Source organism: Pseudidiomarina mangrovi (assembly GCF_003999375.1).
GTDB classification, from domain to species: Bacteria; Pseudomonadota; Gammaproteobacteria; order Enterobacterales; family Alteromonadaceae; genus Pseudidiomarina; species Pseudidiomarina mangrovi.
This window is the reverse complement of record NZ_RJLC01000001.1, coordinates 75,667-101,193: the sequence shown is the minus strand read 5'-3', so window position 1 is coordinate 101,193 and position 25,527 is coordinate 75,667. Positions and strand designations below refer to the sequence as shown.

General features: G+C 51.9%; 22 protein-coding genes. 14 read left to right on the top strand and 8 right to left on the bottom strand.

Annotated elements, in window-relative coordinates; genetic code table 11:
• Positions 1-13 precede the first annotated feature (13 nt).
• Positions 14-946 (bottom strand): tetratricopeptide repeat protein, encoded by a 933-nt coding sequence (locus EFO84_RS00630; protein WP_127346130.1) that lies wholly within the window; start codon positions 944-946, stop codon positions 14-16.
• A 191-nt stretch (positions 947-1,137) separates the two neighbouring features.
• Between EFO84_RS00630 and EFO84_RS00625 the strand changes: the two genes are divergently transcribed.
• The 5 genes from EFO84_RS00625 to ggt all read left to right on the top strand — a co-directional run bounded on the left by EFO84_RS00625 (position 1,138) and on the right by ggt (position 7,869).
• On the top strand, positions 1,138-2,313 hold the full coding sequence (locus EFO84_RS00625; RefSeq protein WP_127346129.1) for an acyl-CoA dehydrogenase: 1,176 nt from the start codon (positions 1,138-1,140) through the stop codon (positions 2,311-2,313).
• Positions 2,314-2,315: 2 nt separating this feature from the next.
• The gene (locus EFO84_RS00620) at positions 2,316-4,502 is read left to right on the top strand and encodes a thiamine pyrophosphate-dependent enzyme (protein WP_127346128.1); all 2,187 of its coding nucleotides are present in this window, start codon (positions 2,316-2,318) and stop codon (positions 4,500-4,502) included.
• Positions 4,499-5,560, top strand: coding sequence for an ACP S-malonyltransferase (locus tag EFO84_RS00615; RefSeq protein ID WP_127346127.1), 1,062 nt, complete (start codon positions 4,499-4,501; stop codon positions 5,558-5,560). The genes EFO84_RS00620 and EFO84_RS00615 overlap by 4 nt, the downstream gene beginning before the upstream one ends.
• 84 nt (positions 5,561-5,644) lie before the next feature.
• The gene (locus tag EFO84_RS00610) at positions 5,645-6,004 is read left to right on the top strand and encodes a diacylglycerol kinase (RefSeq protein WP_127346126.1); all 360 of its coding nucleotides are present in this window, start codon (positions 5,645-5,647) and stop codon (positions 6,002-6,004) included.
• A gap of 167 nt (positions 6,005-6,171) precedes the next feature.
• Complete coding sequence (ggt, locus tag EFO84_RS00605) at positions 6,172-7,869, top strand: gamma-glutamyltransferase (protein WP_127346125.1); 1,698 nt, start codon at positions 6,172-6,174, stop codon at positions 7,867-7,869.
• A gap of 55 nt (positions 7,870-7,924) precedes the next feature.
• On the opposite strand, the gene dbpA is transcribed toward ggt, so the two are convergent.
• Positions 7,925-9,310 carry an ATP-dependent RNA helicase DbpA gene (gene dbpA / locus EFO84_RS00600; RefSeq protein WP_127346124.1) on the bottom strand — a complete coding sequence of 462 codons (1,386 nt, stop codon included), beginning with the start codon at positions 9,308-9,310 and terminating at the stop codon, positions 7,925-7,927.
• A 214-nt stretch (positions 9,311-9,524) separates the two neighbouring features.
• Between dbpA and EFO84_RS00595 the strand changes: the two genes are divergently transcribed.
• The gene (locus EFO84_RS00595) at positions 9,525-10,241 is read left to right on the top strand and encodes a helix-turn-helix domain-containing protein (protein WP_127346123.1); all 717 of its coding nucleotides are present in this window, start codon (positions 9,525-9,527) and stop codon (positions 10,239-10,241) included.
• A gap of 109 nt (positions 10,242-10,350) precedes the next feature.
• On the opposite strand, the gene EFO84_RS00590 is transcribed toward EFO84_RS00595, so the two are convergent.
• Both EFO84_RS00590 and EFO84_RS00585 read right to left on the bottom strand, forming a co-directional pair.
• Positions 10,351-11,202 (bottom strand): universal stress protein, encoded by an 852-nt coding sequence (locus EFO84_RS00590; protein ID WP_127346122.1) that lies wholly within the window; start codon positions 11,200-11,202, stop codon positions 10,351-10,353.
• 34 nt (positions 11,203-11,236) lie between these two features.
• Positions 11,237-12,727, bottom strand: a complete 1,491-nt coding sequence (locus tag EFO84_RS00585; RefSeq protein WP_127346121.1) for a SulP family inorganic anion transporter — start codon at positions 12,725-12,727, stop codon at positions 11,237-11,239.
• Positions 12,728-13,143: 416 nt separating this feature from the next.
• Between EFO84_RS00585 and EFO84_RS00580 the strand changes: the two genes are divergently transcribed.
• Entirely contained in the window at positions 13,144-13,416 is a 273-nt protein-coding gene (locus EFO84_RS00580; RefSeq protein ID WP_127346120.1) for a helix-turn-helix domain-containing protein, read from the top strand.
• Positions 13,416-14,732 (top strand): type II toxin-antitoxin system HipA family toxin, encoded by a 1,317-nt coding sequence (locus EFO84_RS00575; protein WP_127346119.1) that lies wholly within the window; start codon positions 13,416-13,418, stop codon positions 14,730-14,732. The genes EFO84_RS00580 and EFO84_RS00575 overlap by 1 nt, the downstream gene beginning before the upstream one ends.
• Before the next feature lie 21 nt (positions 14,733-14,753).
• Here the strand turns inward: EFO84_RS00575 and EFO84_RS11940 are convergent, their stop codons facing one another.
• Positions 14,754-15,032, bottom strand: a complete 279-nt coding sequence (locus EFO84_RS11940; RefSeq protein WP_205701912.1) for a type II toxin-antitoxin system RelE/ParE family toxin — start codon at positions 15,030-15,032, stop codon at positions 14,754-14,756.
• Positions 15,004-15,318, bottom strand: coding sequence for a type II toxin-antitoxin system RelB/DinJ family antitoxin (locus EFO84_RS00565; protein ID WP_127346118.1), 315 nt, complete (start codon positions 15,316-15,318; stop codon positions 15,004-15,006). The genes EFO84_RS11940 and EFO84_RS00565 overlap by 29 nt, the downstream gene beginning before the upstream one ends.
• Before the next feature lie 148 nt (positions 15,319-15,466).
• Here EFO84_RS00565 and EFO84_RS00560 point away from each other — a divergent pair, with 148 nt between their 5' ends.
• From EFO84_RS00560 to EFO84_RS00540, 5 genes are all read left to right on the top strand, one after another.
• Positions 15,467-16,000, top strand: a complete 534-nt coding sequence (locus EFO84_RS00560) for a DUF4287 domain-containing protein (protein ID WP_127346117.1) — start codon at positions 15,467-15,469, stop codon at positions 15,998-16,000.
• Positions 16,000-16,395, top strand: coding sequence for a DUF1294 domain-containing protein (locus EFO84_RS00555; RefSeq protein ID WP_127346116.1), 396 nt, complete (start codon positions 16,000-16,002; stop codon positions 16,393-16,395). The genes EFO84_RS00560 and EFO84_RS00555 overlap by 1 nt, the downstream gene beginning before the upstream one ends.
• Positions 16,396-16,510: 115 nt before the next feature.
• A complete protein-coding gene (locus tag EFO84_RS00550; RefSeq protein ID WP_127346115.1) occupies positions 16,511-19,636 on the top strand; it encodes a DUF3427 domain-containing protein in 3,126 nt (1,041 codons plus the stop codon).
• A 58-nt stretch (positions 19,637-19,694) separates the two neighbouring features.
• On the top strand, positions 19,695-20,450 hold the full coding sequence (locus tag EFO84_RS00545) for a nuclease-related domain-containing protein (RefSeq protein WP_127346114.1): 756 nt from the start codon (positions 19,695-19,697) through the stop codon (positions 20,448-20,450).
• Between the two features lie 14 nt (positions 20,451-20,464).
• Positions 20,465-20,941, top strand: coding sequence for a hypothetical protein (locus EFO84_RS00540; protein WP_127346113.1), 477 nt, complete (start codon positions 20,465-20,467; stop codon positions 20,939-20,941).
• On the opposite strand, the gene EFO84_RS00535 is transcribed toward EFO84_RS00540, so the two are convergent.
• Positions 20,938-22,623, bottom strand: coding sequence for a DUF8808 domain-containing protein (locus EFO84_RS00535; RefSeq protein ID WP_164742340.1), 1,686 nt, complete (start codon positions 22,621-22,623; stop codon positions 20,938-20,940). The two genes, EFO84_RS00540 and EFO84_RS00535, sit on opposite strands and share 4 nt — an antisense overlap.
• An 868-nt stretch (positions 22,624-23,491) precedes the next feature.
• Here EFO84_RS00535 and EFO84_RS00530 point away from each other — a divergent pair.
• A complete protein-coding gene (locus tag EFO84_RS00530) occupies positions 23,492-23,950 on the top strand; it encodes a YbjN domain-containing protein (protein WP_127346111.1) in 459 nt (152 codons plus the stop codon).
• On the opposite strand, the gene EFO84_RS00525 is transcribed toward EFO84_RS00530, so the two are convergent.
• The gene (locus EFO84_RS00525; RefSeq protein WP_127346110.1) at positions 23,930-25,426 is read right to left on the bottom strand and encodes a hypothetical protein; all 1,497 of its coding nucleotides are present in this window, start codon (positions 25,424-25,426) and stop codon (positions 23,930-23,932) included. The two genes, EFO84_RS00530 and EFO84_RS00525, sit on opposite strands and share 21 nt — an antisense overlap.
• Positions 25,427-25,527: the final 101 nt, after the last annotated feature.

Below are 25,527 nucleotides of genomic sequence, written 5' to 3'. Positions count from 1 at the left end.
TACGCCGCAGTAGTTAAAGCTTTTGGCTGAGCGCCTTGTGCTCTTCCTTCATAGCGTCATCGCTGGGTTTGACCTGCGCTAACAGCTGACGCGCTTGGTCGGGTTGCTCCGCCATGATCAGCAAAGCCGCTAAGCGCAGGCGAGCCCAGTCATGCGGCGGTAAGGTGCGGTGCAAATTGCTGACTTGTAAATAAGCATCGAGCGCTTCAATGCCGGCGTTTACGTCAGCCTCGCTAATCACCGCAGTACGGCCAATCTGGTACAAACAATTGAGCCGCGCCAGCTCCATCAGTTGAGCGGTATCGGGATGCACAGTGATCTGCGGATTAGCTAATGCGGCGCTGATATTATCGGCATTGGCGCACACAGAAAAATGCTGTTGCGCCTGTGGATAATTCTTAGCGCTCTGCTCATTCATGGCTATCCGGAACACCAAACGTGGATCAGTCGGATACAAGTTTAGTGCGTTTTCTACCAGCTCGTTGTAGCGCGTTTTATCCTCGTCCGCGGCCCAAAACGTTAGCTCCAGCTGCATAGCATGAAACGGGTCGAACTCTTTCAACGCCGCAACTTGCCGCCAAGCTTCATCGATATCACCACCCGCTATACCAGGCGCAGCAAAATGGAAGCTAGCCAGTGCCATACGATACTGATGATTCTGCGGGTTCAGTTCCACCGCTTTCTCGAAACTCTCGAGTGCCTTACCAGCGTAACTCAGCGCCCAAATGGTGCTGTTACCGGCCTGCATAGCCATAATATTACCGCGATAGAAGTGGCCCTCGGCGTGCTGCGGACGCCGCTTCACATAGGTATCAATGAAATCCTCGGCGTCATCGAGATCGCCAGCCACCAGCTCCTCAAGCGCTGGCAATTCTGGCTCCATAGCGCTTAAGGGGCTGGCAGTTAACAGCAGCGCCAGCGCTATGATTCTAAAAAATGAATGCATGGTATCGTCCTTTTTGATTATTCGCACAGCAAAACAATTGGCGCCAATGTACGCTATTGCCGTATTGGCTCAAAGTGCCAAAAGTAACCAAATGTTGCGCTTTTGTTTGGCGCTGATTTTGGTTAATCTAAGAGCAACTTGTGCATACAACTCGCACACTCAACTTATCAACAGGCAGCACCGGAGTTCTCATGGCACGCCCAGCATTTGATTGGCAAGATCCGTTTCAGTTCACTAATTTATTGACCGAAGATGAGCGCATGATCCGCGATACCGCACATGACTATTGCCAAGATAAGCTCATGTCACGGGTACTTTTAGCCAATCGTAACGAACATTTCGACCGCGAGATCATGAACGAACTCGGTGAATTAGGCCTGTTAGGCGCCACCTTGCCAGAAAAATACGGCTGCTCTGAAGTCAACTATGTGTCGTACGGCCTTGTCGCACGTGAAGTTGAGCGCGTCGACTCAGGCTACCGAAGCGCTATGAGTGTGCAGTCGAGCTTAGTGATGCATCCGATATACGAGTACGGTAGCGAAGCTCAGCGCCTCAAATACTTGCCGAAATTAGCCACCGGTGAGTGGGTTGGTTGCTTCGGCTTAACCGAACCTGATGCCGGTTCAGATCCAGCCAGCATGCGCACCACCGCACGTAAAACCGATGGCGGTTACGTGTTGAAAGGTAGCAAAATGTGGATCACCAACTCACCCATTGCCGATGTGTTTGTGGTGTGGGCGAAGCTTGATGGCGAAATTCGCGGGTTTATCCTCGAAAAAGGTATGAAAGGTCTATCTGCGCCAAAAATTGAAGGTAAATTCTCGTTACGTGCATCGATCACCGGCGAAATCGTCATGGATAACGTGGAAGTGGCAGAAGACGCTTTGTTACCCAACGTGAGTGGACTCAAGGGCCCATTCGGCTGCTTGAACAAAGCTCGCTACGGTATTGCCTGGGGCGCCCTGGGAGCTGCGGAATTCTGCTGGCACGCGGCGCGTCAGTACACCCTGGACCGCCACCAATTCAACCGCCCGCTGGCGGCCACGCAGTTAGTGCAGAAGAAACTGGCCGACATGCAAACCGAAATCACCATTGGCTTGCTGGCCTGTTTGCAAGCCGGTCGCTTAATGGATGCCGGCGCACTGCCGCCTGAAACCATCAGCTTGATCAAGCGTAACTCCTGTGGCAAAGCATTGGATATCGCCCGCGTCGCCCGTGACATGCATGGCGGTAACGGCATCGCCGACGAATATCACGTGATCCGCCACGTCATGAACCTTGAGGCGGTCAACACCTACGAGGGTACGCACGATGTGCACGCGCTGATTTTAGGTCGCGCGCAAACGGGTCTGCAGGCGTTCGGTTAGTTATGACCCTGCTTAATCAACAACATCCAGCGCTGGTGGAGCTACTCCAGCGCATTGCCACCGAACAGTTGCCGCCAGCCGTAAACGCTGGCGGTGTGCTATCTGACGCCGACTTTTTTGAATTATTTGAATCGCAGCTGAGTAGTCGCCTGCTCGACCTGCAATCACGGCTGATGCAAGCCGCCGGCCAAAGCTTTTATACCATCGGTAGCGCCGGTCATGAAGGTAACGCCGCGGTCGCCAAAGCGCTGCGGGTGACTGACCCGGCTTTTCTGCATTACCGCAGCGGCGCGTTCTTCCTGCAGCGTGCGAAACAACTGCCGGGAAGTACGCCTATATATGACATGTTGTTAAGCTTCGCGGCGTCTAGTGACGACCCCATTGCCGGCGGGCGCCATAAAGTGCTCGGTAGCTTGGCGCTGAACATTCCGCCGCAAACCAGTACCATCGCCTCGCACCTGCCGAAAGCCATGGGCACCGCCTTTGCCATTGGCTTGTCTAAGCGGCTCAACCATCGTGGCAGCTGGCCGGTAGATGCCATTGCCATGTGCAGCTTTGGTGACGCCTCAGCCAACCATTCCACTGCCGTTGGCGCCATGAACGCAGCGAGCTGGACCGCCTACCAAACTATTCCAATGCCGCTGCTGATGGTATGCGAGGACAATGGCCTAGGTATTTCCACGCACACGCCGAGTGGCTGGATCCAGCAACAGTTGAGCCAACGCCCAGCGCTGAAGTACTTTCAAGCCGATGGCAGCAACTTGGCAGAAACCTATTTAGTAGCGCGTGAAGCGGCCGATTATGTGCGCCATAAGCGTAAGCCAGCGATTCTGCATTTGCGCACCGTGCGGTTGTACGGTCATGCCGGTGCCGATGCCGAAGTGTCGTACCGCAGTAAGCAAGAAATTGCCCGCGATGCCGAGCACGACCCGTTGTTACACGGCGCCGCGGCGTTGATTCAGCGCGGCCTTTTTAGTGCACAGGAGTTGGTGGGCTATATCACCGAGCAGCAGCAGCGCATTGCACGCGTAGCCGCGGTGGCGGCCCAGCGGCCGAAGCTGGAAACCGCAGCGGCGGTGATGGCCTCGATAGCGCCGGCTTATCTGCCTGCCCCGCAAGCCCCTGCGCAACCGTGGCCGAGCGACAAGCCCCAGCATTTAGCTAAGATGATCAACCTAGCGCTGCAAGAAGCCATGACCCAGCACTCGCAGATTGTCATGTGCGGGGAAGATATCGCCAAGAAGGGCGGTGTGTATGGCGTGACGCAGCAGCTGTTTGAAAAATTCGGCCCCAACCGCGTGCTTAATACGTTATTAGATGAGCAAAGTATTTTGGGTCTGGCCATTGGTATGGCGCAACAGGGCTTTTTGCCGATTCCGGAGATTCAGTTCCTCGCTTATGTGCACAACGCCGCCGACCAAATTCGCGGCGAGGCGGCGACGCTGAGCTTCTTTAGTAATGGTCAATATCGCAACCCAATGGTGGTTCGCATCGCCGGTTTAGCTTACCAACGAGGTTTTGGCGGACACTTCCATAACGATAACTCGTTCGCCGCATTCCGCGATATCCCTGGGGTAATTCTGCTGTGCCCGTCCAACGGCGTTGAAGGCGTGAACTTGGTGCGCGATGCAGTGCGCTTGGCGCACGAGCAGCAGCGGGTGGTGATTTTGCTAGAGCCAATTGCGCTGTACATGACCCGCGATCTGCACCAAGAGGGCGACGGCGGCTGGCTGTTCTCCGCGGAAGACGCGCAAGGGGCAGGCAGTTATGCTCCGGCGGCTTATCTGCCTGCCCCTTATGTTTGCGGGCGCGGCGAGCAGTTAGCCATTATCACTTACGGCAACGGCTATTACCTCAGCCGACAGGCTGAAAAGCTGCTAGCAGAGCAGGGCTATCAAGTGCGGGTGATTGATCTGCGCTGCTTGATTCCGCTGCAAACCGAGGCGGTTATCGCCGCCCTCGGCAACTGCCGTCAGATACTGATTGTGGACGAATGTCGCCGCCGCGGCTCGCTCAGTGAAGAGTTATTCACCGTGCTGCACGAGGCGAAGCCTGGGCACTACACCATTCAGCGCCTGACCGCCGAGGACAGCTTTATCCCTCTGGGCAAAGCGGCTTACATTACCTTGCCGTCGCGTGATCAGATTGTCGCTAAAGCCACGGATATGCTGGGAGGTTTGAACCCATGAGTGCATCTGCAGCTGTAGGTAAAAAAACCGCGTTAGTAGTCTGCCCCGGGCGTGGTACTTATAACAAAGCTGAATTGGGCAGCATCACCGGAAGCTTAGATAGCGACACAATCGCGGCTTTTATCGACCAAGTTGACCATGTTCGTGCTCAATTGCAGCGCCCTACATTGACGGAACTGGACCAAGCGCCGCTGTTTAAAAGCAGTTTGCATCAGCACCCAGACAACGCCGCAACGCTGATTTACGGCGCTGGCGTGGCGGATTTTATGGCCATTGATCGCTCACAGTTTGAGGTGGTCGCTATCACTGGCAACTCCATGGGCTGGTATACCGCGCTGGCCTGCGCTGGCTGCTGGGATGTCGACACCGGCACCCGGCTGGTGACCAACATGGCAGAACTCACCGCTAAGGGCGAAGGCGCACAGTTTATTTATCCATTAACCGACGCAGAATGGCGCCCAGACGCTACGCGCATTGCGCAGGTTCAAGAGCAACTGCAGCTGCATCACGGTCAGCTCTTTATGTCGATCAACTACGGTGGCTATGCGGTGTTAGCTGGCACTTCTGAAGCTTGCAGCGCGGCTATGGCGGCATTGCCACGAGTCGATGAACGCTTTCCAATGTTGTTGCATGGACATGCCGGTTTTCACACGCGGTTGATGCAGCACGCGGCTTTACAAGCGCAGCAAAACTGGCCGGCTAGCTTATTTCGGGCGCCTCATATCCCCTTGGTTGATGGCCGTGGCCATATTTGGTCGCGCAGTGTGGTGGATCAGCAGGCGCTGCAACGCTACACCCTGGATCATCAAGTGACGCAAACCTACGATTTCACCCAGGCAGTCACCACAGCGGTCAAAGAATTTGCGCCGGACCACATTATATTACTCGGCCCTGGCAGCGGTTTGGGTGGCGCAGTAGCGCAGGCGATGATTGCGTCCGGCTGGCACGATTTGGCCAGCAAGTCCGACTTTAGCGCACGTCAAGAGCAGCCATTGCCCTATGTACTGAGCATGGGTATGGCGGAGCCGCGCGCGCTAGTGACGGGCCGCAAAGCTTAAGCTTGACTTAATAATTGAGCGCTATCCTGTGCATGGTCCATTGGCCAACAGCGCACCATGAGTTACTGATAACAGGAGCAAGCAATGAAACCCGAACAGAAAGGTGTAATGCGCATTGTCCGCGCTACCTTTAATTCCCTACGCGGCTTCAAACTCGGCTGGCAGTCTGAAGCCGCCGTACGCCAAGACGTCTTGCTGTGTGTGATATTGGCGGTAGTGGCGGTGGTGACGCCGGTCAGCACCGTTGAGCGTATTCTGATGTTCGGGTCATTGCTGCTGTTGCTTATCGTCGAGTTCCTCAACACCTCCGTGGAAGCGGCCATTGACCGCATCGGTCCCGAGCGCCACGAGCTCAGCGGCAAAGCCAAAGACACCGCCAGCACCGCAGTATTCTTCGCGCTGGCCAATATCGCCGTCACCTACACCCTCATCCTCTTCGCCTAACCGCTAAGGGGCAGGCACTTAAGGCTAAGGGGCAGGCACTTAAGCTTAAGTGCCTGCCCCTTAGCACTTTGCGGTAAACGCGGTGGCAAACGCGATGCGCGCACTGTTAAGTGCCTGCCCCTTAAGGTACAACGTGTATAGATGCAAACAAACCAACGAGGCATATCATGAAATCGACCCTCATTAGCGCGCTCGCGGTACTTGCCGTGCTTGGTAGCGCCGCACAGGCCGCCGACCGTATCACCGGCCATCACTTTGCCACCCGCTCCGAAGCCATGGCGCCGCATGCTATGGCCGCTACCAGCCAGCCGCTAGCCACGCAAGTAGCGCTGGACATCATGCGCGATGGTGGTAACGCCATTGATGCCGCCATCGCCGCCAACGCGGTCTTAGGGCTGACCGAGCCGACCGGTAACGGCATTGGCGGCGACTTGTACGCTATTGTCTGGCACGCGAAGACGCAAAAGTTGTACGGTTTGAACGCCTCTGGCCGCTCGCCGAAGTCGCTATCGCTGGAGTACTTCAAGCAAAACGGCTACGACAAGATCCCAGCCCGCGGTGTGCTGCCAATTAGCGTGCCTGGCGCCGTAGATGGTTGGTTTGAACTGCATGGCAAGTTTGGCTCCAAGCCAATGCCAGAAATCTTACAGCCGGCCATTGACTATGCTCGTGATGGCTTTCCTGTCACCGAAGTAATCGCTTACTATTTTGAGCGCAACGCAGCAGTTTTAGCAAACCAGCCAGGCTTCAAAGAAGTCTTTATGAAAGACGGTGTACCACCGCAAAAAGGCAAACGCTTCCGTAACCCAGACCTTGCCAGCACCTATGAAGCTATTGCCAAAGGCGGCCGCGATGCCTTTTATAAAGGTGAGATTGCCCGCATCATCGGCGATTTTGTCGCTGAGCATGGCGGCTTCTTGAGCTATGACGACTTGGCCAGCCACTATTCCACTTGGGTTGACCCGGTATCCACCAACTATCGTGGCTACGATTTGTGGGAGCTGCCGCCGAATACCCAAGGCATTGCCGCGCAACAGATCCTCAATATGTTGGAGAATTACGACATTAAGAGCATGGGTTTTGACAGCCCTGAATACATCCATTTATTTGTTGAAGCGAAGAAATTAGCCTTTGAAGATCGGGCAAAATACTACTCTGATCCAGCGTTTAACGACGTGCCAGTAGAGGGTTTGTTAGACAAAGAGTACGCCCGTGAACGCGCCAAACTGATCAATCCGCAGCGCGCCGGCCGCGCCTACGAACCAGGCAACCCGCCGACCCGTGGCGACACCATTTACCTCACCACCGCCGATGCCGAAGGCAACATGGTTAGCCTGATTCAGAGTAACTATCGCGGCATGGGTTCGGGCATTACGCCAACGGGCCTTGGTTTTGTGCTGCAAAACCGTGGCGAACTATTCAATTTAGACCCAACGCACAACAACGCGTTTGCGCCGGGCAAGCTGCCGTTTCACACCATTATCCCCGCGTTCGTCACCAAAGATGGCAAGCCGTGGCTGAGCTATGGCGTGATGGGCGGCGCTACCCAGCCGCAAATGCATGCGCAGATTCTGATTAACATGATCGATTTTGGCATGAACTTGCAAGAAGCTGGCGATGCCCCGCGCATTCTGCATGAAGGCTCGTCGGAACCGACCGGGGAAATCATGACGGACGGTGGTGTGGTGTATCTGGAAAACGGCTTCTCCGCCGCCACCCGCCGGCAATTGGTGAAAATGGGCCACGCTGTCAGTGAGGCCGTGGGCCCGTATGGCGGCTACCAGGCCATCATGCGCGACCACGATGAGAAAGTGTACATTGGCGCCAGCGAAAGTCGCAAAGACGGCCACGCCGCCGGGTTCTAAACCTTAAGGGGCAGGCACTTAAGCGCCGAAACCTTAAGTGCCTGCCCCTTAGCAGTTAAAGCTTCAGCGCGCGGAAGCGCTTGCCCTTGATCTTGTCGGCGTTGAGCAGCGCCAGCGCATGCTTCAGCAGCGGCACGCGCACGGCGACAAAGCTCCAGGTCGGCTGCAGCTTGATTTTGCCGATGTCATTGACGCCTAGCACGCCATCGCGGGTCAGCGCGCCGACGATATCGCCGGGGCGCAGCTTGTCTTTTTTGCCGCCGCTCAATTGAATGGTGACAAAGTCTGCCTTTAGTGGCTTGGCTGCGGCTACCGGAGCTGGCAGCGCCTGTAATTGCAGCGGCGTAGCCATAGTGTCTTCCAGCAACCGTAGCTTATAATCGTCTTGCGGCCCGACCAGACTAACTGCCTGCCCCTCAGCGCCAGCGCGGCCGGTGCGGCCAATGCGGTGAGTGTGGGTGTCGAGGTCGTGCGCCATGTGTACGCTAATGACTAAGTCGAGTTCAGCGATATCTAGCCCACGCGCGGCTACGTCGGTGGCAACCAAAACCCGAGCGCTGCCGTTGATGAACTGCACCATGGCTTGGTCGCGGTCTTTTTGCTCCAAATCACCATGCAGCTCCAGCACGCTGTGGCCCTTGGCTTTTAAATCAGCCGCAATGCCCTGCGCCTCGGCCTTGGTGTTGCAGAACACCATGCAATTTGCTGGCTGTAATGCCAGCAGCAGCGTGTTAACTGCCTGCCCCTTAGCTGTGTCGGCGAGCTGATAGAAGCGCTGGGTGATCTTGGCGGCAGGCTGATCAGCCGCACCGCCAGACGCTTCCGCGCTGATGCGCTGGGCCGCAGGCGCCACCCGCTTAGACAATCGGGCAATGCCCGTAGGATAAGTCGCACTAAACAATAGCGTCTGTCGCTGATCTGGCACCGCCGCGACAATGGCATGCAGCTGATCGGCAAAGCCCATTTCCAGCATGCGGTCGGCTTCGTCTAACACTAAGGTTTGCAACGCCGCCAGCTTGAGTTCGTTCTGCTGCAGCAAGTCCAGCACCCGGCCCGGCGTACCCACCAGTACGTGCGCGCCATGCTGCAACGAGCCAATCTGGATGCGCATCGGCACCCCGCCGCACAAGGTCAGCACCTTCACATTACCGATGCCGCGCGCTAGAACCCGTATGGCCTCGGCCACCTGCTCAGCCAGCTCGCGGGTTGGGCACAGCACCAGTGCCTGCGGCGCAAAGCTACTGACCTGCAACTTAGCCAACAAACCCAAGGCAAAAGCGGCGGTTTTACCCGAACCCGTGGCAGCCTGCGCCAGCACATCCTGGCCCTGTAGAATCAGCGGCAAGCTTTGTGCCTGAATGGGCGTCATGCTGGTGAAGCCGGCATCGGCGAGGCTGCTCAGCAAGGTGGTGGGTAGGGGTAAATTAGAAAACTCAGACATGGGTATAAACCTTCGTTAATAGCGCTATGTAACAATTGCGCGCATCATGCACTTTTATGCGCATAAAAAAAGAAATTTGCACACTTTTATGCGCATAAAAGTATAAGCCACAGCGTAATTCGTAAATATTCCTAGAAATTCCCGAATATTCTTGTTTCTATGCCTACTGAACTGGCCAAGACTAATACGGAATAACCACACAAGGAATGATCGTATGACACTCGGTGACTATCTCAAACAAGTCCGCAGCGCCCGCAATCAAAGCCAAGCAGATCTGGCAGAAATTATGGGCATTGAACAGTCCTATCTGTCTAAACTGGAAAGCGACCGCTCACAGCCGTCGAGCGAAATTTTACAAGCCTGGCTTTCAGCACTGGAGCTAACCCTTGATCAACTCATAGACCAATTCGACCCAAGCTATGTGCAGGGGCGGCTGCGCCAAATTGCATCGGTTGACGCATATTTGCGTGAACGCACACAACATCAGCAGCAGAAACGCACCGGTTGGTTACTCGGTTGCGCCCTCTGTATTGCGCTTTCCGTACCGTTGTTTTACCTCGGCTACACCAAGCTACTCTTTAACGAGACCAGCTATCAATACATTTCGCCCGGCATTTTAATGCCCGACGAAAACCCGAACTACTTTGAGAACTGGCGCGAGATAGCTGGTAATAACGATATCATGCGCAAGCTCAGCCCGGAAATGGCACAGCGTTCCAACCCGCACACGTTGCTGCTGCCTGAGCATCGAGGCAAGCAATTCACTGTACCTGCGTCAGATGCCAAGGATCAAAGCTTACAACGCACTTACTATGTGTCCGGTACGGTTCAGCAACCGCGCCCGATAAACGCCTGGCTGCAAGCGCTCGGATTATTCTTGCTAGTTGGCGGAATCATCGGTTTAGTGCTAGAGCGCCGGCTGTTCCGTTAGCCTTAAGGGGCTAGCCTTAAGGGGCAGGCACTTAAGGGCGAAAGCTTAAGTGCCTGCCTCTTAGCATTTACTTAAGCGCGAAAGCTTAAGTGCCTGCCCCTTAGCATTTCTATCGCAGCACCAACGTTGGGGTGCGGCTGCTTTTTAGCATGGACATGGTGGTACTGCCGACTAAGAACTGGCGGATACGTGAGTGGCCAAAGGCTCCCATCACCATCAAATCAATATTGTGCTCGGCTTGGTAGGCGTGCAGGGTTTGTTCCACAGCGCCAGCGCGCAGAGCAATGTGTGCCTCGTGGCCGCCCGCCTCCAACAATGACTGCGCCCACTTCAAGCGCTCCCAGTTGGCAGCAGTGTCGGCGTCTACCATGACTACGTGAACCGGCATACCCTGAAATAGCGGGCTCTTGGCCAACAGCTCCACACCTTTAATGGCGGTGGCGCTATTGTCAAACGCCAACATGGCTGAGCGTGGCTCTTGGTAATCGGCTGGGGTTAATAACAAAGGCCGATGCACGGTGCGGATCACCGTTTCTAATTGGCCACCCACTTGAGTCAAGGCATTGGCAGAATGTTCACCATGCAAGCCGAGCACCGCCAAGCGTACGTCGTTTTCCATTGCTAACAAGGTCTCGGCAAGCTCACCGTGGCGTAACTTTTGGCTAACCTCAGCAACGCCCAATGAACGGAGTTTGTCGGCGGCTTGATCGAGTAACACATGGCCATGTTGAAGTGCAATTTTAGACCGCGCGGCATCAAGATCGGCCAACTGCTGCAGTAACTGCTCACGACTACCTAAACCAATATTGCCCGACAACTCGCTTTGCTGCGGCTGTGGCATGTCATCAAGTACATGCAATGCCATGACCGGCGCTGATAACTGTCGCGCCGCCCAAGCGGAATACTCACACACCGCTTGGTGGCAGGACACATCATCAATACAGCTGATAATTTGTGACATCAATTCGTCTCCTAATCTGTTTGAATGACGTACCCTAGTGGCCACCCATAATTCGGTCAGTAGCATCGGGCTTATCGTGTACGCCAAAACGATCCACAATAGTGGCGCTGGCCTCGTTCATACCAATGACTTCAACTTCAGCGCCCTCGCGACGGAACTTAATCACCACCTTGTCCAGCGCTCCGACCGCGGTGATATCCCAAAAGTGCGCGCGGGTCAGGTCAATCACCACCTTATCCACACCCTCTTTAAAGTCAAAGTAGGCGATAAATTTATCGGCAGATGAAAAGAATACTTGCCCAATCACGTTATAAATGCGCACCCGACCATCAGCTTCGCTGGTTGAGGTGACATGCATAAAGTGGCTGATCTTATTAGCGAAAAACATAGCCGCCAACAGCACGCCAACACCCACGCCAATCGCCAAGTTATGAGTTGCTACAACGACTACCACGGTGGTAACCATAACAATATTGGTGGAAACGGGGTGCTTTTTCATCTGTCGCAGCGAATCCCAGCTAAAGGTGCCAATAGACACCATGATCATCACCGCCACCAGCGCCGCCATAGGGATCTGCTTGAGCCATTCGTCCAGCACTAAAATCAGCACCATTAGGAATACCCCGGCCATGAGCGTCGACAAGCGTGTACGACCACCCGATTTGATATTGATAATGGACTGACCAATCATGGCGCAACCGGCCATACCACCCATCAAACCCGCACCAATATTGGCAATACCTTGGCCCTTACACTCGCGGTTTTTATCGGAATCAGTATCGGTTAAATCATCCACAATGGTGGCCGTCATTAACGACTCTAACAGACCAACTGCAGCCAAACCCACCGCATAGGGTAGAATTATCCACAATGTTTCGAGGGTTAACGGCACTTCTGGCCATAAGAAAATCGGCAGGGTATCAGGCAGATCGCCCATGTGGCCGACGGTACGAATGTCGATTTGCCAAACAATGGCCACCACCGTCAGCGCCACAATACACACCAATGGCGACGGTATCAGCTTGCCCAGGCGCGGCACGTACGGGAACAGATAAATAATGCCCAGCCCAGCTGCCGTCATGGCGTACACATGCCAGGTGACGTTGGTGAGCTCTGGCAACTGCGCCATAAAAATCAAGATAGCCAGCGCATTCACGAAACCAGTCACCACCGAGCGCGACACAAAACGCATCAGTGAGCCGAGCTTTAAATAGCCGGCACCAATTTGCAGCACCCCAGTCAATAACGTGGCTGCAAGCAGGTATTCCAACCCGTGCTCACGCACCAGTGTGACCATCAGCAGCGCCATAGCGCCGGTTGCCGCCGAGATCATACCTGGCCGGCCACCGGTGAAGGCAATAATCACCGCAATACAAAACGACGCGTACAAGCCCACTTTCGGGTCCACGCCGGCAATAATCGAGAAGGCAATAGCTTCAGGAATAAGGGCCAAGGCCACCACAATACCCGCCAGCACATCGCCACGGATATTCGAGAACCACTGGTTCTGAATAGCTTTCAACATAAATAATCACTTTTATACAGGAGTTAACACGGCTGCAGGCGGGCGCTCAGTGCGCTACCGGCAACGATTCAGAATGGGCGCCGCAAGGGCAGTAACGCTAGGGTGGCGTAAGGCTCAGCAAAACTAGTAACTCGCAATTTTTGGATCGGAATAAGCTGGGTATAGCTTAGAAGGCGCGGATTGTACAGGTTTTAGGCAGGTGCGGCAACCTTGCTGGGCTTAAGTGCCTGCCCCTTAGGGTTTAGCATCTAAGCTTAAGGGGCAGGCACTTAAGGGAGGCCAATCGCGTATGCATAACAATCTATACGGATACGCGTATAAATGCGATTATATACGCAAATCAGTATAAATATTGACTTATACGTATATGCGTATAATACTTCTTTTATACGATGACGCGTATAAAAGAGGCACTTGTGAAAATTACTGACCCCAAATCTCTATCAAACTATCTTAGAGATGAACGCAGGCGTCGCCGCCTTAGTCAAGCTAAGGTCGGTGATTTAGTCGGTTTAAGGCAAGGGACGGTATCGAATTTCGAATCCATGCCTGAAAAAATGCAACTAGATACTTTATTCCGCCTGTTGTCCGCTTTAGAGCTCGATTTAACGGTAACGCCTAGAAATGGCGTTACTCATCAAACCATTGAGACTAGCGACTTAGGAAATACCTGGGCAGAGGAATGGTGATGAATACGCTTGATGTCTATATGAACGGCTACCACGTGGGTCATTTGAACCGCTCTGATTCCGGTGCTCATACATTTACTTACACCGAAATGTGGCTTCAACAAGATGGCGCAAGACCGATCTCTTTATCCATGCCATTGAGGCAGGACTCTTATACAGGCAAAGAGGTGATTAATTTTTTTGATAACCTACTCCCTGATAATAACGAAGTACGCGCTCGCATTGTTGCACGTTTCCAAGCAGAATCTGACCAAGCATTTGATTTATTAGCTGCTATTGGAAAAGACAGTGTGGGTGCGTTGCAGTTCATCCCCGCGGGAGAGAAGCCTAATAATAGTCGCGAATTACTTTATGAAAGACTGAACGAGGAAAAACTAGAGCGTATTTTAAATGGTTATCGGTCGAAAGCTCCCTTGGGTATGCTCAGAGAGTTAGACGATTTTAGGATATCTATTGCCGGCGCTCAGGAAAAAACTGCCTTACTCAAAATCGACGGCGATTGGTGTATTCCGCATGGCAACACGCCAACGACTCATATCATTAAGCTCCCAATTGGAAAAATTCAAAGCCACGATCACACCATCGATCTTAGTGATAGTGTCGAAAATGAAATGCTGTGCCTCAAAATAGCCCGAGAATTCGGTTTTGAGGTTCCTGATTGTGAGATCGTTAGAACACCAAATACCAAAGCTCTTGCGGTTGAACGATTTGATCGAAAGTACTCCAGTGACCGCAGTTGGCTTATGCGGCTTCCACAAGAGGATTATTGTCAGGTGCTTGGATTATCCTCTGCAAGAAAATATGAATCAGATAACGGCCCGTCAATTTCAGACATCATGAAACATCTTCAAGGTTCGGCTCAATCAACACTGGATCGCGAGGTTTTTATGAGGTCACAAGTCCTGTTTTTCTTATTGGGTGCAACCGATGGTCACGCAAAAAATTTCTCGATACACATTGAGGCTTATGGTCGCTTCAGGTTAACACCGCTTTACGACATTATTTCCGCTTATCCCGCTCTAGGAGGTACTGGCCTCAACATTCGCGACTTAAAAGTTGCAATGAGCTTACGTGGAACTGACGGTAAGAAATGGCAAGTTTTTCAGATATTTCGACGCCACTTTTTGGAAGCGGCAAAAGCAGCAGAGTTCAGCGCAACCCGAATGAATGAAATTATTAACACGATGTGCGCTCAAGTTGATGATGTTATTGAGCGAGTACAAAGCGATTTGCCGAAGAATTTTCCAGCACATGTTTCAATACCGATTTTTAACGGTATGAAGGAACGAAAAAGTCGGCTTATGATTAAGGCTTAAGTGCCTGCCCCTTATGGAGGATCAATTTGGCCAACTCTGGTAACTACTCAATACACGAAGAATAGCAATGTTACTCGGCGATACGAGCGAATAAATCAGCACGAAATGATCGTTAACGACAAGCTCTCGTGTAGAGTCGACGCGACCTAGTCGACCCATTTGCGGAAATTGCTGCAGCAACATTACGAGTTTATCAATATCATTTTTGAGATTTTGGGCTGCCGCTGGATTGTCATCTGAAATATAGTCAATTATCCCTATTAGATCGTCCTTAGCCTTCTGATTCCATTCGATTTTCACCACGCGATTTCCTATCAATTATAGCCTGTGCAGAGGCCATCACATCATCATGAGCGACGCCATCATCAGGGGTGGCCAAAGCCTCTCGAACCTTTTGCTTAAACCATGCATCGTAGGCGCTCGGGTCTGCCGTTAAACCAACCGGTAAGCCACCTTCCACAGTGATTCGCGTCAACAGGATACGAACCGCATCCGACAGCGTCAAACCAACAGCAGCCAACTTGGCGCTTGCTTCAGCCTTAAGTTGGTCGTCTACCCGCACATGCAACATGGACGATTGCGCCATAAATCATACCTCGCAGATTGTTAGAATTCACATGATGCATCTCATATGAGATACAGTCAAGCCGGTGAAATTTACCTGCCATAAGCTTTCAGATATATTCAGAGCTTAAGTGCCTGCCCCTTAAGGTGGGGCCCGTTAAGGAGGGATGATGAGCCAAGCGATATCAGAGAGTGCGGTGCTGAAGGGTACCGGCAAGAGTTGGCCGCAGTGGTGTGCGCTGCTCGATGGCGCGCGAGCGCATGAGCTCAGCCATAAGGATATTGCCGCGTGGCTGGCCAGCGAGCAAGGCGCGTCGCACTGGTGGGCGCAGATGCTGACCGTGAACTACGAACAGCACATTGGCCGCCGCGTGATGGGCCAAGATTGCACCGGCAAATTCCGCGTATCCGCCAGCAAAACCATGAACGGCAGCATGGACGACGCGCTCAGCGTCTGGGTGCAGGCCATGCAAGGGCGCAGCGAGTTCAGCGACATTGCCATCAGCCGCGGCCCCGACATTTCGCACACCGACAAATGGCGCTATTGGCGCTGCGGCCTGGCCGATGGCTCCGCGGTATCGGTCAACATTTATGAGAAAGCGCCCGGCAAGTCAGCGCTGTCGGTGGAGCACTCGAAGCTGGAGAGCGAGGTGCAGGTTGAGCACTGGCGTGCTTGGTGGAAGGCGTTGCTGGGTGGGGTTTGATGCAAGGTCGTCGGTGGACAGGCGGCTTATGGTTGGCATTGATTGTCGCGGTTGCCGCTCTGCTGGGCGCAACCTGGGCGCACCTCAACAGCTGGTTACCTTACCAATACATCTGGTGGGTACCCGCGTTCAGCCTCGCCACCTTTGTGGTGTATGGCGTCGACAAAGCCGCCGCGCAACGTAGTTGGCGCCGCGTGCCCGAAGCGCATCTGCATGTGTTATCGCTACTAGGCGGCTGGCCCGGTGCTTTGGTGGCGCAGCAACTGATGCGTCACAAGACCCGCAAGCAGCCGTTTCGTGGTTTGTTCTGGCTGACGGTTGTGGCTAACTTGGTTGGGGTTTGGTGGTTCTTTGTACGCACTGCGGAGTATGGTGGGCGGATTGTTTTTTGGTGAATTTTAACCACTTGCGTCAATAGCTAAAGTGCTCACCAAATAACTACTGGTCAATCTCCTACCTAAATCTACGTTTTATTGCTAACCTGGAATCAAGGTTTCAGGAGAAAAAGCAATGCCACAATTCACGGAAGGGCTATACGACTTAATCATTGATCAAGCAGTCATTGAGCAGGCCGAAGCAGAGGGATTTCAGCATCTCGTTGAAAATTTAAGTGCGGAAACTAGTGCACAGCGATTAACCGATATGATCGGTGCTGAATTAACTAAGTTGGTTGGCAGCCTGAGCCCAAATGAACCTCCAGCACAACGAATAGTCGAGCAAGCGCAATTCCTCAATCAATTGATGGTGCATGTACGCGAACGCGCACAGCAGCAATCAACTCCTGAACTACTGGACCAACCAAAAGTATTGCGCGCATTATTCAAGGGCCCAAATGCTCCTGATTTGCCGCATGTTGGTTTGGCTCAGCCTTGGTTATTCACTGCCGGTAAAGATTCCCCCGGATTGCTTAATGAGTTACTCGCGGAGCTGCGTAGTTGTGATGCCGTCGATATATTGATGAGCTTCATCACGATGTCTGGTATCCGTCGAATTCTGGATATCTTGAAGGACATCACCGCACAAGATGCAACTGGGGCCAGTAAAACCAAGATCCGTGTAATCACCACCACCTATATTGGCGCCACAGAGCAACAAGCGCTCGATATTCTTGCAAAACTACCCAATACCCAAGTTAAGGTTTCCCTTGATGGTCGCCGGACACGCTTGCATGCTAAAGCATGGATTTTTGAACGGTCCACCGGTTTTGGTTCAGCCTACGTTGGCAGTGCCAATCTGACTGGTGCTGCGTTAATGGGCGGTTTGGAATGGACCGTTAAGTTCACCGAAAAGGGTCAGCGAAATTTATATCAGCGGGCACGGGCCCATTTTGAAACACTTTGGCAAGATGGCGAATTTCAAAGTTATGACCCAGAAAATGCCACCCACCGAAATGAACTTGCGCAAGCGATTAAGAACCAAAAGCAAGGCGGTTCGGCGCAAGGGCTAATCGTCAGCCCAACTTTTTTCGATATTACACCAAAGCCTTTTCAAGTGGAGATCCTTGACCAATTAGAGGCGGAGCGTGAACTTGGTCGCTATCGCAACCTTCTGGTCGCAGCAACGGGAACTGGTAAGACGGTCATGGCTGCGTTTGACTACAAGCGTTTGTGCCAACAACAAGGCGGACAACCACGGCTGCTGTTTGTGGCGCAACGCACTCAGCTTTTAAGTCAGGCAGTAGCAACCTATCGCCAAGTGCTTCGTGACCCGAATTTTGGTGAAATCCTGAGTGGTGGTAACACCCCAAATAGCTACAATCATCTGTTTGCTACGATTCAGAGCCTAAGCAGTCAGCAGCTAGTCAATAGTCAGGGCGCGAGCTTTTGGAATGTCGTCGTTATTGATGAATGTCATCACATTGAAGCAACCCAGTTTTCTAATTTCGTAGCGCAAATCCAACCCAAATATCTTCTTGGTTTAACCGCAACACCTGAACGCGCTGATGGTGCAGATATCATGCGCCACTTCGACAGTCGTCCTGATGGTAGCCCTGCGGCACAATTACGGTTGTGGACCGCCATTGACCTGCAATTGGTCGCACCGTTTGAATATTATGGCTGTGACGATGGGATCGATTATCGCAAGGTTGACTGGCGCCATAATAATGGCCAGCAAGACCTCGACACTATTTTGAGTGCCAATGACTTCAGGGCAAAAACTATTGCTCAGGCGTGGCAAGGCTTAGTCAGTAATATTCGTGAATGCCGTGCGCTAGGATTCTGTGTGACCATAAATCATGCAGAGTTTATGGCTAGGAAGTTTAATGAATTCGGTCTTCCTTCCGCTGTCGTGACTGGGGCAATGACCCTGCAAGATCGCGCGACCATCATTAATCAGCTAAAAAACTATAAAATCAACGTGGTATTCACCGTCGATGTATTCAACGAAGGCGTCGATATCCCATTTGTCGATACCTTATTGATGCTGCGCCCTACCCAAAGCGCTACCGTATTCCAGCAGCAGATTGGCCGCGGCTTACGACTTCACCCAAATAAAGAGAGCTGTCTAATCCTCGATTTTGTTGGGCAATTCGCTGAAGGCTTCCGTTTTGATCGGCTGTATGCCTCAATAACCGGTCTATCACGCGCTGATGTTATGTCTGGCTTAGAGCATGGATTCGGAAAATTACCGGCTGGATGTCACATTCAACTACAAAAACAAGCGCGGGAGAATGTACTCAATGCTTTGCAGACAATTGCTCACAACTGGCTCTCTATGCAAAACGAGCTACTTCATTTTGCGGCAACTAACGGACTCAGCGCTGTTAGCCTAAAACGCTTTCTCACCGAGCAGCAGCTCGAACTAGAGAGTATTTACTACGGCACCAATAGAGGCTGGAGCCGCTTATTGTCGGCAACCGATATCGCTCAAATAGATGATACGCAACTCCGCCTTTCTGCCGGCTTGACGCGACTCATACACATGGATGACCTCGAACAACTTGAGCGCATCCGCAAAGTAGCCGAGCACGGTGCAAATTACCAAGCGACCGAATCTGATCAGCAGCGCCTAAAACCCTTCACCTATCAATTGGCCGGTAATGTATTACGCGGAAGCCACGAAGATATTCTTCGCATGGTGACTGAACACCCCTTATTCTGCGCAGAACTAAAAGACTTTGTTGAACTACTCGAAGCGCGATGCACTCACGTATATAAGTTGATACCGAGCATGGAGTGGTCAGGATTAAAGCTTCATGCCGCTTACGCCAAGGCTGAAATTCTTAGTGCGATTGGCTACTACCACACGCCAGGACGCGGCAACCATCTTGAAGGTGTTTTGTCATTGCCAGACCGACAAACTGACTTATTCTTCGTCACTTTAGATAAGTCCAACGCCCTGCATGAAGGGGTTGCTTACGAGGATTACGCAATTAGCCAGACACTATTTCACTGGCAATCACAAAACGCCACCACACCAGAAACACCTGTGGGTCAGCGTTACATCAACAGTCCAACCACTGGCTGGAAATTCCAGTTGTTTGTGCGACTCAATAACAAGAGTCCTTATCGTGCTTGTGGTCCGCTAACGTTTGTCAGCTCGGTTGGGGCACGGCCTATGAGTATTACTTGGAAGCTTGAGAATCCGTTACCGATGCGTTTGTTTAATGAGTTTTCGGTAATTCGGGGAGGGTGACAGAACGCTGATTTATTTGTAATCTGCGGACTACTAGAGAAAACAAGGAAGTACGATTTTGAAATCACCATTGAAATTCAAGCCTCTCAGCAATCCAGGGGAATCTCTCCACCAAAAACTCATCGATACTGTTTTTGATGGGGTGCTATTAGGCTACTTGATGATTGCCATATTTACGCCGGTGCTGGTCTACGCTTGGGGCGTATGGCTCGCTCAAGTCATTCCAAACCCTCTAATAGTGACTGCTGTGATAGCACCAGTTATGATTTTTGGTGTTTATCGAATGATTAGCGGTTCAAAAAAATTAAAATCAGTTCGGCTTGGTCTTCAAGGTGAAAAGGCCGTTGGACAGTTTTTAGAAAAGCTAAGAGCCAGTGGAGCTATCGTCTTCCACGATATTGTTGGCGACAAATTTAATCTCGATCACGTTGTTATCACTAAGAGTGCGATTTATGTCATCGAGACCAAAACCATGTCTAAGCCGGCAAAAGGCAAGACAGAATTATCATACGATGGCGCCACAATCTCTTGGGGAGGAAAGCCGATCATGGGCGACCCAATTGGCCAAGTGTGTGCCGCATCAACATGGTTGCGAGAAATTCTCGAAGAATCGACTGGTAAACGCCCCATCATAAAGCCGGTGGTATTGTTCCCAGGTTGGTATATTCGCAACACCAATAGCGGAAAATCAAACGTATGGGTTCTCAATCCTAAGGCCTTTCCAACGTACATCAAGAACGAAGAAGAGCGGATTCCTAGCGAGGATGTGCACATGTTTGCATCGCATTTATGCCGCTGGATTCGCTCTCAATAACATAGGTTAATAGCATGGATGACGGTCTAAAAATAAGGTTGGGAACAATTTATTACGACAAAATCTATCAACTACTTTCTGATTATAGGAACATTAGACGTCAGACCTTTATAATAAGTATTTTTCTGATGGTTATTCCTGTTTTTTCACTACCTATCATTACATTAGTCAGCTACGTAAATACTGGGATATTCATACCAAGAAATCTTGAATATTTCCTTTTTATCCACGCTATATTAATTTCTGGATACCTAGCTCATAGAACGAAAATCACCCTTAAGCGCAAAGAAATATTCACTATTTTATTGAAGTTAGATAGTTACGGATTAGCAATTAATATTGATGAAAAAAAGAAGATCAAGATTTTTCTCAATGACCATCAATTGAATTTGGTGCCCTATTTATCGTTTAAATCCTTCAATGATCCCGGAAAAATCGATTGGAACCAATTTGATACGATGTTGTTAGAAGAAATTTCAACTACACACTAAACCCCATCCCAAACCCGAGCCCGTGCAGCATAAGCTGCCATTTCCGCCTTGCCACGCAGGTGCTCGAACAGCTGCAATTCCCAGGCCCGCTTATTGAAGCCGCCGAGGGCGCGTTCTACCTCAAAGCAAAATAGGTGGGGTTCGGCGTTATAGGCAATGCGCCAGTTATGCACGAGAGCTTGCTCGCGGCTGCGCAGCAAACGCGTTGACGGCACACCGTCGCCCTTGGCACCGTTGACTTTGCAATGGCTGGGTTGCAGGTTCCAGAGGTCATTGTTGAGCCAAATGCTGAACGGTAAAACATGGTCCATGGCTAGGGTCTTGGCGGTTAGTGGGCGATCACTCCAGACACAATATAACGGCTCCACGGCGGTAAATATCTTGCGTGGGTAGTATTGTTCACGGTCTATTTCTGGGCGTTGCAACAGCAGTTCCATCACGTGGCCAATTTTCACCCCGTTCAGTGTTGCGCCAAAGCGCGCCACCAGCTCTGCCCAGCGCAACAACAACGAATCCCTCACCCAATAGCCAGTCAGGCAAAACTCGCGCCACAGCTCAGCATCAACATGTACGCTGCGGGTTATTTTGTCGTAACTAAACATGGTCCCGTCATCAGCATAGGTGACCGGGCCAGACACGATGGTACTGGCAATTTTACTCAGGGTTTTGCTGAGCAATTTCTTGCTGCTTTCCGGCAGTCTGCCGCGCTTCCACTCCAGCATAAATAGGCTGAGTAGCTGCGGTTCATAAGTACACTGATGACGCGCCCGTGCTTCAACAATGAGCTGCGTCAGTGGCTCCCTAAAGGCCAACTTATGCTTCCCCGACGCCTCACCCTGCATCTGCGGAATCAATTGCTGGTTAGCTACCAGCGGCCAGTAATACAACAACCATTGTTCGGCGATTTTCTGTAGTGTCACGGCCACTTGCCCGGTTGGCAGCCAGGTTACCGCGCGGTCGTCTTTGTCAGCTAGATCACATAAGGCACGCAGCAGCGCCAGCTTGTAGGTGGCCACTTTCTTGTCGTTGCGCAGCACCGATTCAATACGGTCCAGCGGCTGCCCCAAACTCGCGCGCTTCACAAACAGCAGTGTGGTCCAGCTGGTTTCGGCGCGGCCCATGGCGTCGTCGTTGTGATATTCGGTGATGCAGTCTAGACCCAAGCGAGCGCAAAGCAGTTTTAGTTGCTCGGCTTGTAGGGTCTCGAACAGACGGCCTTTGGGGTCGCGTTGTGCCACAACGTCGGGGCGTGCCGCGGGGATAGAGAGCAGCATGCGGCCATGATCTTTGAGCAATTTGCGTAGGGTGATCAGCGCATCGAACAGCTGGCTATGGGGGATATGCATCAATACGGCGGAGCAGACAATGCCGTCAAAGCTACCGGGGTAAAAGTCGATGGCTTCGGGCAAGCCGCCTGCCAATAGTCTGTCGCGCAGCATGGGGTAAGTGGCCACGGCGCGCTGGCGCAGACCGTCGGAAGGCTCGACACCGTACGCGTTAAAACCAAGTTCGAGCAGCTTGCGCAAGTCACGGCCAGAGCCAGCGCCTACATCGAGTATTCGGGCGCCGGGCCAGAAGCTAGCCTGAAAATAGTCGCTGACACCGCCACTGACTTGCTCGTAGGCTTGGAACACCTGCTCGGCGTTGGCGTTGTAATAATCCAGTGTCGGCTGGTCGCCCACGGGCAAAATAGCGTCACCTGATGCGTTTTTTATTAATTTAGTGTCATTTGACTTGTTTATGCCATTCACTTGACTGGTTTCCGTGTCAGTTGATGCGTTTTTGCCTTGTTATGCGTCATTTGACGCTGTTCTGTGTCGCTTTCATGTCATTTGACGCTATTTTGCGTCACTTTCGTGTCATCTGACTGTTTTATCTGCCATTTAACAGTCAGTTGACGCTATTTCATGTTTAATTCGCGTCAGTTGATGTGTTTTGGCTAATTTTTAATGTCAACTGACATGGCTTTTCTATTTATTCGTGTCATCTGACTCGATTCAGCCAGCTTTCATGTCAAATGACTAGATTCACCCTATTATCGTGTCACTTGACTGTGTTCCGCCTATTTTCGTGTCATCTGACTCGATTCAGCCAGCTTTCATGTCAAATGACTAGATTGTCCCCGTTTTCGTGTCACTTGACTGTATTCCGCTTATTTTCGTGTCATTTGACTCGATTCGGCCTGCTTTCATGTCAAATGACCAGATTAGCCCCGCTTTCGTGTCAACTGACTCGATTTAGCCCACTTTCATGTCACTTGACTGTGTTTTGCTTGTTTTCACGTCAAATGACTCTATTTCGTTTAAAACAGCGTCATTTGACGCAATTTGATTCAAGATCATGTCACTTGACACGATTTCACCCTATCACAGACTACGATCGCTTGCGTCGCGTCATAGATTCACTCTGGTGTACGACATCCACCAGCAATAGCAGCGGCATTCTCGTATTGTGATGATTAGCTATACTTGTACCGAATTAGCCCTTTCAATGCCAGCATCATCTTTGTATGCTCCACCCATACAGCGCACCTGTTATCAAGGATCAATCATGCTTACCCTCATCAATCAGCTGAAAGCATATTTCGATAAAGACGACCTGACCTACCGCGAGGTGGAAGACGACATGCTGCTGTTGGGGTTCTGCGACGACGATGGCAAGCCCATTCAAGTGCAGATCACTGCCTTTGAGGGCAGCGACTACCAATGCGTGAAGTTCGCCTCGCGCTATGTGTTCAATCTCAGTGACTTGCCAGAACACGCGCAGCCCGAGCAGGTACTGCGGTTTTTATTGGCCTTCAATGCCTATGTGCGCTTCGGCGCCGCCATGCTGGTAGAGGGCGATGAGGTTTGCTACGACTACACCCTGATGCTCGGCCCCAACGGCATCAGCGAGGACGACTATTACCGCCACATTGAAGCGCTGCTGCACTACACCTATGTGCTGCGCAACGACCTCGCCATGCTGATTGACCCCGAAGAGCCCGAGCTACCGCCTTACATGGCGTGATGGTTGCCCAATCTTAATCAGGCTCACCAGCAAACCAGGCAATAACAGCAGAACCACCAGGCTCAGCGCGGCCAATCCACCGTAGGGCACGGTCAAATAGCGATTGAGGAACTCGGTTGATTTCGGATCTAACTGACTCGGCTTTAACTGGGTCACATAGTTACGAAATGGCGGGTACACTATGGCGGCACTGCCTATGTTCCAACCGTTTCCGCGCCAGCCCCTCACTGGCCGGTTCAAATATCGCAAGGTGTCGGCGAGCAACCTGGTATCTATAGCGAACACCCCACCGTTACGAGCATTGAGGTCGGCAAAGGTATCGCTGAGTACAAAGGTGGCTAAGCTATAGTCAGCATCATCAGCCTTGTATGCTAGAGCGTTGGCATAAAAGTTCCCGCTATCAAGCGGGAACACGTCGTCTGCTAGCTCGCTCATGAGCGTGTAATGCGCATTGTCATCCACCACATGATGCACCAGTGCGCGCAGGTTTTCGTATGTTAAGCCATCGCGCTCAAATTCTTGATTGGTATGGTGGTAGTCCAGCATGTCGCCTAGGCTGTCATAACGCTCCTTGTTAGAGAAATGAATCAACATGAGTATCGAGTAATTTTGTATCACGTCTTTATTAAACGCTTGGTAAAGCTGTCCATTTATCTCTCTGACAACGGCATCGGTAGCGGGGTAGCGTTCAAAGTGCTCGCGCACTAATTGTTCTTTTAAGGTGCGCTTTTGTCCGTTTGGCAAGGTAACTTTCACCTGCAAGCCGTTGTTGAGGAAAAACTCAATCAGCCGCGGGTAGTAATAGGTCATATACACGTCTTTACTGACGTGATTGACCATAAGTTGACCATAACTATTCAAGCGGAATAGTGCCTGCAGCACCGCAAAGGTGCGCGACGTATCCAGCGTTGGGTTGAAGTAGCGATCGCCACCATCGAGCAGTGCCGCTTGCTGCAACATAGCTGAATGTTGCTCGGCGTAAGCAAGCTTTTCGGCATCGTTGACATAGCGCGGCATAGCAAATGCCAACCAGAGTTTATAGCCCCATGAATCCTTTTCTATGACTTGGGTATTGCGCTTGGTGGTGCGCATGGGTAATGACAAGGTGTCAGCAATTTCTGGCACTGCCAAGCTAGCATTGCGTAGAATCTGAGCATGGTAAACCTGCATGGTGACGGTATTGGGAACCAGCCGGTAGGCGTTATTGACCAGCGTATAACACACCATGAATAGCAGCAAAAACAGCCACAGTGAGCTGGCCCACGGGCGATAGTACCAAGCGTCGTCGGTGATACGTCTATTCAGCCCTTCGCACCAGTCTACGTAGCCGGTGTGGCGCACTACCAGCAAGGTTATGCCCGCTGCGATGACCGCACCAAACAGCAGCGGCAACCATTCTAGGTCACTGGGCTGAATGTGGTGTTCGGCTAATGTGTCACCAACTAGGCTCTCGACAATAAAAGCCACGAGCATCATAAATGCCGCTGCAAAAAGAATATAAGAGTTATGATTCATGCTGCGAGTATAAGTCGTGCCCCATCAAATGAGTAGCACCAGAATTAGGCTGTGTTCTCTGA